This window comes from Ralstonia sp. R-29, assembly GCF_049913345.1.
Lineage (GTDB): Bacteria > Pseudomonadota > Gammaproteobacteria > Burkholderiales > Burkholderiaceae > Ralstonia.
The window spans coordinates 1,249,841-1,262,516 of sequence record NZ_CP184377.1 but is presented as its reverse complement, the minus strand read 5'-3'; the positions used below and the strand labels follow the sequence as shown (position 1 = coordinate 1,262,516).

The window sequence follows — 12,676 nt, the reverse complement described above, 5'->3', positions numbered from 1 at the left end:
CAACGCGCCGCTATTCTTAGGTCACATTGACACATCCGGTGTTCTGTGGATATCTCCCCATATCCTTTCACCTTAGCCTCATGGTGAAAGTTTATGGGGCTATAGGTGAAAGCTTATGGGGGTTCGTCGAACCCCATATTTGTTCACCTATGGCCCCATATATATTCACCTACAGCCCCATATCCTTTCACCCTCACCCCATATCCTTTCACCTTCAGCGCGAATTTCGCTTTCCTTTCATATACTTACAAGCACGTAAACGTATTGTTTGTTTGTTATTTAAAGACAAACAAACAAACCAAAGACGGCTAGCGAGAAGGTTGAGCGCCGCTGGTGCATCAAGCTGTGGACAGCCGCTACGCGGCCCGCGTGGATCGGCTGATGGACAACCCGATGGACAGGCTACGAGCCTGCCCACAGGTTGCCCACGAGCCGCCCCACACTTGACCACAGCAGCTATCGGTATGCACGCCAAAACCCCGAGCAAGCGAGAGGGAGAGAGAGCGTCATCAAAACGGCGCGCACGCGCGCCCAACGCATCGCCATAGAACACCACAAGCCAGCTACGCTCGCGATTGATGTCGCGTGGCAGTAAGCGAGTGGGATTCGACCTTTCGGTGGGCAAATAGAAGCCGCTAGGTTATTGGCACAACGAGAAGATGAGCGGAACCTTGAACCCGAAGAATCCGGCGGCGCCTGCCCCACCGAAGATCTTGATTCGTCGCTCATCCAAGCGCGTGGTGGTCACCGCGGCGATGAAGGAACGCCTACGTGCCAACGCAAAGATGTCCAAACGCAGCGCCTTCCCCCGAGTTGCCAGAGTGGTCCTTGCGTCACACAAAAGGACGTATCAGGTCCAAGCCCTAGACTTTGCGCATGAAAACGCATGCCGATAATGAAGCCTGAGTAAAACTACGTCAAAGCGATTGAAACTGGCGGCGATATCGCTTGTTCAGCCGTGGCTTGTTGCCAGCAAAGGGGACGCAAGCAACCCTCTCATGCACAACATTACGGCATGCTGTATCTAACGCACGTCAGGTCGGCATCGCAAGTACTGGCTGCTATACACTGTCATAGCTTGCTACAGAAAGGCGCGCTGTATTTGTAGCGGCTTCAAAGAATAACAGTGCTGTATCAGGCGAGGGAGATGGTTACGTCATCTAGCGGCATGCGCGAAGTTTTGGCCCGAGCCGGCCACACGTCCGACCCGTGGGGACGGTACTACACCACGCCCATTGTCAGCCAATCTTTGGTTGATCGGATCGAAGTAACCAAGCCGAAGCTAGTCCTTGAATTAGGTTCTGGCTCCGGCTCCTTGTGCACCGCTGCCGCGACTCGCTGGCACAGCGCCAAGTTGGTGACGGTAGACGTAGACGGCCACGCCTCGAAGGGCCTAGATGCTGAGAAGCTCGGTTCCGAGCGCCGACACAGCCATTACGTGCATGATGCTCTCGACTCGGCACTATCTGACAAGATCGGCTTGACTCTTGGCACGGTGGATGTGGCAGTCTGCAACCCGCCATATATTCGGCCCAGGTGGCGATCTGACTTCGGCAAGATCTTGGAGGATGCTGGATTGTCGGGCACCCTAGCCTCACGGCACGATGCTGGCGCTGACCTACTCTTCCTTGCTCAAAACCTGCGCTTGTTACGCAAGAACGGAAAGCTCGGGCTGATCCTCCCTGATGGTCTTATTACTGCCGAACGGTTCAGCCTTGTACGCAAGGCTCTACTTCAACAACATCTGGTTGAGCAGGTAATTCAGCTGCCACGAGGAGTATTCAAGGGCACCGAGGCCCAGGCCTACCTCGCTGTGCTTTCCAAGAGCGCTGGCGAAACGAATCAAGTAATACTCAGGCAGATGGGGCTCGACGGGCAACTGAGCGCGCCGATTGAGATCCCGCAGGATGCGGCAGTTAAACGACTGGACTTTACTTATCATGCGCGAGTCGTCTCTCCTCAGCGTAGTGACGAAGGCCCGATGCGGATACCTGTCCGCCAAGCGTTGACGGACGTCGTGCGAGGGACAATCTGCTCGTCCGCAATTTCAGCGTTCCCGGTTCCCGTGTTCCACCTAGGCGACTTTTCAGAATCGCTAGGCGCGCACGCCGTGAGGGTCGTGCCAAAGCGCTTTGCGCTTAGCGAGCGCAAAACTCTTCAAATGTCGCGAAACGTCCGACTGGCACTACCTGGCGACATTCTGCTTGCCCGCGTGGGCAGATCCCTTCAAGACCGTCTAGCCTTGGTAGTTCACGGACCGTGCGTTATTAGCGACTGCATATTTGCGTTGCGCGCGACGGATGAGCATCGCGAGCGCCTATATCGATTTTTCGAAAGCGATCTGGGTAGGCATGCCCTAGCCTCTTCAGCTCATGGTGTAGCTGCAAGATTCCTGTCGAAAACCAACCTGTTTGAGATTCAGTTCTGACCCGTCCCACGATGTCGCAGATACCCCAACTCGGTGGCTTTGATCAGCTTGCCGTGGAGAGGGCGGTCCACGCCCTTAGCCGCTCGAACGTGCGCAGCCCCCTGTCCGTCGAGCGCATCAAGGTGTGGGTTAAGCAGTTCGTGTCGGATGAGGAAAAGACGCTCGCTTGGCTGATCCTACGCAACTTGATCTTCCGCACCAACGAGCAACTGCAGTCGTCGATGCGTCAGGCCCTGAAGCAGGCGGCCTTGCACTTCCTCGACCAGGTCGGCCAGCGAGAGACCGTCGCTTGGACCGATGCCCTAAAGGGCGCCGCTGGTCTGGACTTCTACTGCGGACCACCGTCGCTCGTCCAGTACGGCATGGGGCAGCCCGGCAAGAGTGGTGATGTGATCGCTCGGGCGATCAACCAGCGGTACGGCATTAAGAAGCAATTCCCGTCCGGCATCAACGTACTGTGCGAGAAAGAGCGGTTTATTGTCGTGGACGACGGCACCTACACCGGCATGCAGCTTGAAACCTTCCTTCGCAATTGGGAGCAGGACTATTCCACCGGCCGCGTGGCCATCGCCGTCGGCATGGCGCACCAGACGGCTTGCCACCACCTTGGCGCCCAGTTCGCGCAGGTGCCGCTGTTTCACGGTGAGCTGCTGATGCCCGAAACCTGCTTTGCCGCGTTGTCCCAGAAGTGGATCGAGACCCAGCAGTGGACGTACGAGAAATCGCCCCTTGAGGTTTACGCTGAGGTCCACAAACGCGCCCAGCCATTCGATGATGGAAATGAAGGCAATGGTTACGGCGACATCGGGGCGTTGGTTGCGTTCAGCCACGGCGTGCCGGATGACTCGATTCAATTGCTCTGGGGCGTTTCCAAGACCTGGAAACCTCTGGTCGAACGGTAGGCTTGATCATGCATATTGACGCTTCCATGCTCGCGCGCACCCGCGCGGAGGAACACAGCGCCGACGTTTGGGGCGAGTTCTTCATTCCCCCCTACTTCGACCGGTTGGCTCTCACGTCGGCCACGCGCTCGGTCTACATTACCGGCAAGCGGGGCTGCGGCAAGACCATGCTGCTGAAGTACTTCGACTACCACACCGCGTTTTCCAAGCGACGCAAGGAAATCCCATCCGATGCGATTAGCCATGTCGGCATCTACTGGCGCGTCGACACTCAGTTCTGCAGCTCGCTGAAGCACCGCGGCATCGAGGAGAACGAATGGAGCGTGGTGTTCGAGAGCTACTTCGGCCTGGTGATCGCCACTGAACTCCTGCATGCCGTTGAGACCATCGCCGAGAGCGCCTTCTCCGGCTTCAACCGTGAAGACCTGGCTACGCTAAGCCTGCCCAGCGCGGCGGACTACCTCGCCGAGGCACCCACTAGCGTGCGCGAACTGACCAAGTACCTTGAATCGCTGCGGCGCAGATTCACGACCTGGGTGTCCAATGTCAAGGCCATGGACTGCCCTGTCCTGCCCCCGGGCCGAGAGTTCATCCTATCCTTGATCGCCGACTTGCAGGCCAACGTGGCGCTTTCGACGCTCGCCGTCTTTGTCTACGTCGATGAGGTCGAGAACCTGGTGCCCTACCAGCGCCACGTGCTGAACTCCTTCCTAAAGCACAGCCAGCGCCCGATGATCGTCAGCTTCACGTCGAAGGAACATCCATCCGACAACGACACGTCCGGCTCCGAGTCAATCAATGCAACCCACGACTACCGGTTGGTAGACCTGGACTACTTGCTGGCCCTCAGCGAGGCCGCGATGATTTTTTTCGCCGAGGTGTTCCTCGGCAACCTGGACATCGCTGCTGGCCGAGCGGAGAGCCAGCGGCTGGATATCGTCAGGTCGCACGACCGGCTGGCTGAGCGCCAGACGCCCGCATATCAGAAGGCGGTGGTGGCGGACATGCGCTCGCGGTTCCCCAGCATGACGGACAAGCAGATCGCCGGCCACGCTTTGCAGCAAGCCCCGCTGCGCAAGAGCATCCACGAGAGGATCAGCAAAGCCCTGAAAGATCGCAGAAGCAGCCTGACCGTCGATGACTTCCTGTTCGAGGGCGCGCCGGCTGAAGCGGTCGTTACGCTGCCCGCGCTGCTTAACCGAGAAACACTTCACCCTGACAAGGTACTGGCCGAACTGAAGAACTTTGCCGCCGATCAGAAGGGGCAGTTCAGCAGCAGTTGGGTGCACAACAACCTATTCGGGTCCCTGCTGGAGTTGTATCGACCTTTCGGGCGCGAATGCCCGCTGTACAGCGGCTTCGAAACTCTGTGCACGATGTCGAACAACAACCTACGGAACTTCCTTATCCTTTGTTATAAGACCCTTGAAGTCGCCGAATTGCGCGACCAGCCAGACGCGCCGTACGCGGTGTCGATCCAGTGCCGCGCGGCATATGACGCGTCAGAACAATTGATCAAGGAAATCCGAACCTTTGGGCGGTTCGGCGAGCCGCTGCGGATGTTCGTACTGAGGCTGGGCAATATCTTTCGGGCGTTGCAAGCCAGCCCGACCATGAGCGAGCCCGAGCAGAACCAGTTCACGATCAATTCCGGCGGTCGCTCACTCGATGAAGCCGAGCTGGATTTCATCGCGGAGGCGCTCCGTTACGGCATCTTGGTCGAACAATTGGAAACCAAATCAAAGTCGGGGGTTGGCCAGGACATCGTCGACTACCAGTTGAACCCTATCTACGCGCCCTACTTCCAAATCAGCTACAGGCGCAAGCGTAAGCTCGAAATCTCGGTGGAACAGTTCCACACGCTGGTGATGGGTACCGAGAACGAATACAAGGAGCTGGCACGTGGCCTCGCGCGGCAGCTATCGGAGGCTGACGTCCAACAACTCGGCTTGCAGTTATGATGAAGACGAAGTTTTTCTCAGTCTCCGGAAAAAGCGCTGCAGACCTCCAACTTCCCGAGGGGATGATCCTGCTGCACGGCGAGGAATTGGATGATCGAGGTAAGTCGGCCTGCCAAAGCGCGCCTGAAAGCAGCAGAGTTCCGCTGAGCTTCGGTGTTGACGACATGTCGCTGACCGTCGGTACACGGAAGAAGTCCAGCGACTCAGCCGCCGAACTGCTAAGCGAGTATGACTGGCGCAAGGTGGTGCTGGAAGCCACCACGCTCGGCTTTGCCGAGCTGTTTTGTGCAGTCAACGCTCTGCTGGCGTGCGGCGCCACCTCGATCAACATCATCTACGTTGAGCCGGCCGAGTACACGCGCGACGGCAAGGGCGCAGAGCTGTTCGCGTTGTCCGAGCCAACACGCGGTTACGGGGCCATCCCTAACGCGATCGTGGACCTGGCCAGCGAGGAGGTCGAAGCCGGGGTCTTCTTCCTCGGCTTCGAGCCTGAGCGGCTCGACCGCGCACTTGAGGAATACCAGATGATCGCGTCGAAGTACGTAAAGGTGGTGTTCGGGATCCCGGCATACCACCCGGGCTGGGAGCTCGACGCCATCATTCCGCACCTCACGGCCTTGGAAAGCCACAAGCTGCAGCTCGACTATTGCTCGGCCAACGACCCTGAGGCTGCGTTCGAATGCCTAGAACGTACGCGCGACACGCTTGGTGCCGAAAAGCGGATGTTTGTTGCTCCCATCGGCCCGAAGCCATGCGGCATTGCGTCAGCGATCTTCGCGAGTGTCTATCCCACTCAGGTTGGCCTTCTGTTCGACCACCCACGTCGCAAGAAGAAGCGTTCCTCGGGCGTTGACCTTTGGCACCGATTCACGGTGACGATCGACCGCAGCGACGCATCGGCGGCTGCGGCGCCAGCCGCAACCGTCTGAGCCGGTTCATGCCTCGGCGTTAGCAAGGGCGGCCTGCAGGAGTTCCCTGATCTTCGGCTCGGGCTTCCAGTAGTTCGGCCCCTTCAAGAACTTGCCGTTGTCGTCGTAGATGGGCTTGCCATCCGCGCCGAGCTTGCTCTCGTTACTGTCCATGATAACGGACAGAACCTCTTCGAGCGGGATGCCGTATTTCAGCGCCTCTGATCGACAGTAAACGATGACATCACCCAGCAGGTCAGCAACTGCGACTAAGACGTCAATGGGCTCAGCATTGCGTTCACAAGCAGCGACGATATCGTCGATCTCGTTGATCTCGTCCAAGAGTGTGGCCTTGAACTTGCGCAACCGATCTGCTGGGTCGGCAGGCAGGCCCGGCGTCGCTTGCGCCGGCAGCTTATACATCGCGTTCATGTCGGCGATGCGTTTTGCAAAGGACGGGTTGCTCAATTGTTTCTCCAATAACGTCCGAGCGTTTACGGTAACAGAACCGATGCATGGGACATGCTCCTGAATGCCGCTTGACGTCCCCGGCTAGGGCGAGCGAGTGTCGTCTGTCTCATTTCCGCAGCACAGAATGTGCTGTCAGCTTGATGCGTTCCGTCTCGGGGAGCGCACTAGACGAGAGCGGAGAGCTATCACGGACCCAGCGAGACCTTTGCTTCCCGCGATGAAGCGCTCGCCGCTAGCCTCGCCTGGCGCAACACCAAACAACAACCCTAGAAACAACGACGCCCACCGCATGGGAGGGCGTTGCTGGCCACTTGAGCGCTCAACGTGGAAGGGCACGCAAACAACTAAACATCCTTGCGCGTCCCTTTGGAAGCCTCGATCCATAAAGCCAAATCCAGAACTGTCTCCAGCGCCGGCGGCTTGCCGAGTTGCTTATTTTCGAGCCACTGACTAAGAGTGTCCCCACCTTTACCCAAGTCCCAGCTATCAATCGCGTTGAGACTTTTCAGGGTATCGTCCGGCCGAACTAATCGAGGATCAATCGAGAACGCATCCCCAACCTTTGACCAAACCTCGTTAAAAACCTCTGCCGAAACTCGGTTGTTTACTAGCGCGTAGATTTCCACCAACGATAGCGGCTCTCGTTCTTTACCAAAGGATTTTCTGGCCAAAGCCTTAAATCCCAGAACCGCCACAATCGCCACTGCCACTATAGAGATAAATAATAGGTTCATGGCATCTCACTTCTTGCAAGCGCAGCTTCCACCGCCCGGGATAGCGTACACCAAGCCCTCTGCCAACACCGTAGCGTTGTAGATGCCGATTCCTACTGTAGCCAGCCCAATGCCCGCAGCTCCAGTTCTTACCACCGCTCCACCTGTGCCAGGGATGCCAAGGCCACGGGGAACGCTAGTGAGCGGATTCGACGACCCCAGCAAAGGCGGCCTAAATCCAGTTGCTGGCGCCCACGATTTCGGCATTAGCCCACCGGCCATAGCCATCGCGTATGGTCCAACGTTGACGGTATATTGAAGCGCGAAATCCATATACCGATCCCAATAATCCGGGCCACAGTCACAGGTCTGCGAGCAGCTATTTGACTGAGATGCCGACGAGCTACTGCCAGACGACCCGGCAGTGCCGTACCCCATCAGCCCAAGCGGATCGACGTTGCTGGTCGGTTTCCCGTCGACATAGGCGTAGGTCGAGGGCTGCCCTCCGCTGAGCCCAATCGGATCGGACTGCACGTAGCGCCCACCCACCGGATCGTAGTCCCGATTCACGTTGTAGTGCTTGCCCGTCTCCGCGTCATAGACCTGGCCGGGGAAGCGTAGGTTGTACGTGAAGGTGCCGAGGCTCGTCGGGTTCTCATTCGGCGCTGCCACCCCAAACGGATCCGCCTGATCCCACCGCCACACCATCAGGTTGTTCATGTCCGTGATCACCCGCGGCGTGTCGATCTGGTCCGCATACACGTAGTACGCGGTTTGGTTCTTGATCGTCGCCACCGGCGTGTCGCCCAGGTACACCGTCTCCTGGACGGGGGCGCCTGTTTGGTCGTATTCGCCGATCAGGTGACCGGCGGCGTCGTATGCGTAGCGCGTCGCTCCGCTCGGCACGCTGCTGCCGGTCTTTGTGATGCGTTGGCCGAGGCCGTTGTACAGGTAGCTTGTGGTCGTGCCCGCCTTGGTGACACTGGCCAGCCTGCCCCGGTCGCTGTAGCTGTACGTGACGTTGCCGTCACTGGTCTGGTTGCCCGCCGCGTCGTAGCTGTTCGTCGTGGGGGTCGGGCCCGTGCTGGCCGTCTGACGGTTGCTCGCCGGGTCAATGGTTTGGGTGTAGCTGCTACCGCCGATGGTCTGGCCGGTGCGGTTGCCGTTGGCGTCGTAGCTGTAGCTCTGGCTGCTGGCCGCCGGCAGATAGCTGATCAGCCGGTCGTTGTCGTCGTAGCCAAACGTCTGGTTGGCGGCCGTGGCCGTGCTGCTGCTCGGGCTGCCTGCTGTGTCCGTGTGGGTGTACGCCGTGATGCGTGAGGCGACGTCGTAGTTGACGGTGCGCGACAGGCCGTTCGGGGTGGCACCGGTGCCGGTGGTCGCCCCGAGCGGGAACTGGGTCAGGCGACCGTTGAGGTCGAAGCTGCGTGTATAGGCGGTGCCATTGCCCCAGGTCCAGCCGGTGGGCTTGCCGAACGGTTGGTACTGGATGCTCGACAGCAATGCGGTATTGCCCTTGGCGGTGGTCAGCGTGAGGCCGGCGATGCGGCCGCCCGCATCGTAGCTGTAGCCAATGACGTTACCGCTCGGGTAGGTCTGGCTGACCACGTGGCCGGTGCTGCTGCCAGAAGTGCCGTAGGCGTACGACACCGTTTGCGTGACGGTAACGCTATTGGCGGTGCTGGTCTGGGCCATGCGCACCAGATTGCCGAAGCCGTCGTACTGGAAGCGCGTGCTGCCGGACTCGTCGGTGATCTTGGTGAGGTGACCGATGTCGTTGGGCTGCGGGCTGGTGCCACCGTCGTATTCCATGACGGTGGGGGTGCCGCTGGCGTATGTTGCCTTGGTGAGCCGGTTCAGGGCGTCATAGGTGTATGTGGTGGTCTTGCCGCGGGCGTCGGTACGGGTGATCAGGTTGCCGGCGGCGTCGTACGTCGCGTTCGTGGTGCCGGTGTCCGGGCTTTGCTGGGCAGTGGTGTTGCCCAGGCCGTCGATGGTGTAGGCGGTCACCAGGCTGCGTGGGTCGGTGACCTTGGTGACGCGGTCCTGGCCGTCGTAGTTGAACACGGTCACCGGGGCAGCTCCACCCGATGCGGCGGGCGGGGCCTGCACTTGCGTGCGGCGGCCCAGGGCGTCGTAGGTGAACGTGGTCACCAAGCCTCGAGGATCGGTCACCTGCGTCAGGTTGCCCGCCGCGTCGTAGGTGTACTGCGTGGTGGAGTACTGCGTGGTCTGGGCCAGCAGTTGCCCGCTTAGACTCAGCAGCACCGCCGCGCTGAGCGCTCGATACAGTTTAGTGTGTCGCATGTTGAGTATTTACCCCCTGCCCTTGATTCGTTGTACGTGTCTGAGTATCTCGATGCTTGCCAATCTGCAATGACTTGCCCCTAGCCTTGTGTAAGTACCGCGTCTTCGTGTATTGCGCCTCCACCTAGTGCAAAAACCGCACCGCCGGACGTGAAGACCCTATAGGTAGCGATATAAACGATTCGCATACGACTGCTCACTTATAGAACTCAAGCTCTCGCCACGAGACCCACGAGGAACTGCTGGTGGTGGTGATTCGAATGAATCGCGTTGGCGGCAACGTGTCGCTCGGCGTAAAGGTGAGCCACTGCTGATCGGCGGTTTGACCCGACAGAGTTGTCAGCACATTGGTCGGGGCCGGAGCCACATCACCTGTAATGACGTGTGTTGAAGGGCCATTAGGCTGCTGGTTGACCAGCAAGCGAATCGATCGAAGCACCACAGGAGCTCCAAGATCGATCTCGATCCACTGAGGGGCATTGGTGTTCAGCCAGTACGTACTGGTGTTGCCATCCAAAGCCATCGTTGCCTGATAGCCGTCTGCATAGAACCCCGATGCGGTAGCACCCAACGGGATGACTTTGACCAACGGCCCGGTACCGGGCTGTGGTTTTACCTGTGGTGACGTTCCCACGGTCACCTGCAATGGCCGGTTCATCGAATCAAACACCCGGGTGATCTGGCGAGCCAGGTTCCCACTCGGATCCTTGGACTGTTCCTGTGTGCGGTTGCCCATCGCATCCAGCGTGTAGCTGACGCTGTTGCCCGCGCTATCCGCCGCCCCGATCAGCCGATGCGCTCCGTCGTAGCTGAGACTCATCGTGCCGCCATCGGGCCGGTTCACCTTAATTAGCTGCCCCGCCTTGTCGTAGTCGTAGCTAGTGGTCTGCCCTGCTCCGTTCAACGGTGTCGTCGTCTGGCTGATGAGCCAGCCCCGGCTCGAGTACGTAGAGGTTGTCACCGTGCCGTTGGCGTCCGTCATCCGCAGCGGGCGGCCATTCGCGTCGTACTGATTAATGGTCGTGGCATGCCCAGCTGCGTCGACGATCTGGTACAAGTCGCCCTTGCGGTATTGCGGCGGGCTGCTGGTGTCGTCTGCCGTGCGATAGACGTATGCCGTGCCGTCGTTGACATCCGTACGCGGACCGCTACGGCTGGCGACCTGACCATCTGCGGTGTAGGTCCACGTGGTCGTGCGCGTCGGACCTGTAGCCGTTGCATTGAAGCCCTGGCTACCGTTAGCGTCGGTGGTCGGCGTCTCGCTATAGCTGATCAAATTGCCGCCAGTGTCGTAACTGTAGTTCTGCAGCTTGGTTGGCAAGGCGATCTGGGTGGGCAGATTCGAGAATTTCGGATGCCACACAGTGGTGACAGTGCGAGCGCCAGGCGTCCCCGCCCCCTCCACGCGCTGGATCTCCCGATTCTGGCTGTCGTAACTGTGTGTAGTGACGTTGCCCAGATAATCGGTTTCCTGGATCAGGTTGTTGTTGGCGTCGTAGCTGCTGCTACTGCGCGTGCTGCCGCACAGCCCGCAGGGGGCGCTCACCGCAGTCGGCAATAGCACGCCGTTTTGTCGGAGAAACGTATAGACGCTGCTCTTCCCTGTGGGATCAACAACAGTCGTTTGATTATTCGTCCCATACAGGAATTGATAACGGTCCACAGCCCCCGCATGCTCGCTCGCAATCGCTCGACCCGAATCGTCGTACGCGTAGGTGCTGTAACGCGTTCCGTTCTCATCAACAATGCCTGTCAGTGCCCAAGGAAACCGACTGTCCTCATAGACGTATTGCCGCGTTGTTGCATCTGGCCAAGTCACCGAGATTAGCTGTCCGGCAGGGCTATAGGCATACTGCGTGACGCCCCCGGTCGGATCGATCACTGAGCTAATGCGCTTATTTGAATCATAGGTAAATGCCAGCTTGCGTCCAAAACCGTTTTGGACGCTGATCAATAGACCGGCTGACGGGGCCGTTGTAGTCGCAGTGGATGCATCGCTGTAGGTCAGCCGCGTTGTTTCACCATTTGGAGCGGTGACGCTAGAAAGCAATCCATTCGCATCGTAGGTCTCCGTGCTCCCGTCATCCAGTACGTTCAGCTTCCAGCCCAATAGATTATTTTGGGTATCCAGTAGCCGCACGAGGTTGTCTCGACTACCGTTGTCCGCAAGCCAACTTCCGTTTGCCAGATGGAATGTTCTCGTATTGCCGTCCTGACGCCGCAGCGCCACGCTGCTTTGCGTCAGCATTTGGACGTATCGATGCCACGCGTGGGTCCAACCCAGGCCGAGGTCTCCCTGGCTGGCGGTGAAGGACGACGATTGCGCGACAGTACTGCGATACGTTCGCTCAAATACCAACGCCTGAGGGCCAGCACCTTGATAGTCCCTCTCTAATTGGATTTTGATGCCGGACCCTGGAAACACAGGATTTGATACAGGCCGGGCACTTGAGGCCGAACAGCTCTCCTCAGGTGTGTCAGGCAGACCGCAAGAATTAAAACCGACGCTTCCCGAATTTCCATCGGTATACGTTTCATAACAAGTCGTATCAGAGTCGGGCGTCGACGACTGGACTAGACCTTTTACGCCGACCCGAGCCGTGCACATTTCTTGAATCGTCGCCACGCATCGCCCACCTGCGGTGTCGGACCACTGAAATCCGGCATACGCGTTCGCGTGTGCCAACACCGCGGTAACCGTGAGAAGCCCTATCTGGTACGGCTTTCGAAAACCCTTTCCTCTCATCTTCACCTCTTCTTTTCTTGTAGGCATTACATAACTCTCGGTGTTGTCGGATTTGGTTGGGCGCATAGGTCTCTCGTTTGCGGATCTGGTGACAAGAGGCCATTTGGGAGCGAAAGCGCCAGTCCTTGCTGGCGTGCCAGGGCTAACAAGCGCATCAGCAGCGCGTTTTTCTTGTTGGCTCTATGGAGGCTGAGCCAGTTGTCACCCTAAGACGTGAACTCATCGCGTCCGCCCAACCCG

The 12,676-nt window shown here is 58.7% G+C and carries 8 protein-coding genes; 4 read left to right on the top strand and 4 right to left on the bottom strand.

Translation table 11 applies throughout. The features are described 5' to 3' along the window. Window positions 1-1,168: 1,168 nt before the first annotated feature. From ACN9M1_RS05910 to ACN9M1_RS05895, 4 genes are read left to right on the top strand one after another with little or no spacing between them, the layout of a single operon-like run. Entirely contained in the window at window positions 1,169-2,428 is a 1,260-nt protein-coding gene (locus ACN9M1_RS05910; protein WP_426398212.1) for an N-6 DNA methylase, read from the top strand. Between the two features lie 11 nt (window positions 2,429-2,439). After that, on the top strand, window positions 2,440-3,330 hold the full coding sequence (locus ACN9M1_RS05905) for a phosphoribosyltransferase-like protein (RefSeq protein WP_426398210.1): 891 nt from the start codon (window positions 2,440-2,442) through the stop codon (window positions 3,328-3,330). 26 nt (window positions 3,331-3,356) lie between these two features. Continuing rightward, window positions 3,357-5,291, top strand: a complete 1,935-nt coding sequence (locus ACN9M1_RS05900; RefSeq protein ID WP_426398209.1) for a hypothetical protein — start codon at window positions 3,357-3,359, stop codon at window positions 5,289-5,291. After that, entirely contained in the window at window positions 5,288-6,220 is a 933-nt protein-coding gene (locus tag ACN9M1_RS05895) for a hypothetical protein (protein ID WP_426398207.1), read from the top strand. Before ACN9M1_RS05900 ends, ACN9M1_RS05895 begins: the two co-directional genes overlap by 4 nt. A gap of 6 nt (window positions 6,221-6,226) precedes the next feature. On the opposite strand, the gene ACN9M1_RS05890 is transcribed toward ACN9M1_RS05895, so the two are convergent. The 4 genes from ACN9M1_RS05890 to ACN9M1_RS05875 all read right to left on the bottom strand — a co-directional run bounded on the left by ACN9M1_RS05890 (window position 6,227) and on the right by ACN9M1_RS05875 (window position 12,298). Next, on the bottom strand, window positions 6,227-6,667 hold the full coding sequence (locus ACN9M1_RS05890; RefSeq protein WP_426398205.1) for a pyrophosphatase: 441 nt from the start codon (window positions 6,665-6,667) through the stop codon (window positions 6,227-6,229). A gap of 347 nt (window positions 6,668-7,014) precedes the next feature. Beyond that, window positions 7,015-7,404 carry a hypothetical protein gene (locus tag ACN9M1_RS05885; protein ID WP_426398204.1) on the bottom strand — a complete coding sequence of 130 codons (390 nt, stop codon included), beginning with the start codon at window positions 7,402-7,404 and terminating at the stop codon, window positions 7,015-7,017. 6 nt (window positions 7,405-7,410) lie between these two features. After that, the gene (locus ACN9M1_RS05880; RefSeq protein ID WP_426398202.1) at window positions 7,411-9,690 is read right to left on the bottom strand and encodes an RHS repeat-associated core domain-containing protein; all 2,280 of its coding nucleotides are present in this window, start codon (window positions 9,688-9,690) and stop codon (window positions 7,411-7,413) included. A 196-nt stretch (window positions 9,691-9,886) separates the two neighbouring features. Further along, a complete protein-coding gene (locus tag ACN9M1_RS05875; protein ID WP_426398810.1) occupies window positions 9,887-12,298 on the bottom strand; it encodes a DUF6531 domain-containing protein in 2,412 nt (803 codons plus the stop codon). Window positions 12,299-12,676 lie beyond the last annotated feature (378 nt).

Excerpts from the sequence above, each read along its gene's own strand:
- ACN9M1_RS05910 (WP_426398212.1), top strand. The coding sequence starts at position 1,169 with ATGCGCGAAGTTTTGGCCCGAGCCGGCCACACGTCCGACCCGTGGGGA.
- ACN9M1_RS05905 (WP_426398210.1), top strand. The coding sequence starts at position 2,440 with ATGTCGCAGATACCCCAACTCGGTGGCTTTGATCAGCTTGCCGTGGAG.
- ACN9M1_RS05900 (WP_426398209.1), top strand. The coding sequence starts at position 3,357 with ATGCTCGCGCGCACCCGCGCGGAGGAACACAGCGCCGACGTTTGGGGC.
- ACN9M1_RS05895 (WP_426398207.1), top strand. The coding sequence starts at position 5,288 with ATGATGAAGACGAAGTTTTTCTCAGTCTCCGGAAAAAGCGCTGCAGAC.
- ACN9M1_RS05885 (WP_426398204.1), bottom strand. The coding sequence starts at position 7,404 with ATGAACCTATTATTTATCTCTATAGTGGCAGTGGCGATTGTGGCGGTT.
- ACN9M1_RS05880 (WP_426398202.1), bottom strand. The coding sequence starts at position 9,690 with ATGCGACACACTAAACTGTATCGAGCGCTCAGCGCGGCGGTGCTGCTG.
- ACN9M1_RS05875 (WP_426398810.1), bottom strand. The coding sequence starts at position 12,298 with ATGTGCACGGCTCGGGTCGGCGTAAAAGGTCTAGTCCAGTCGTCGACG.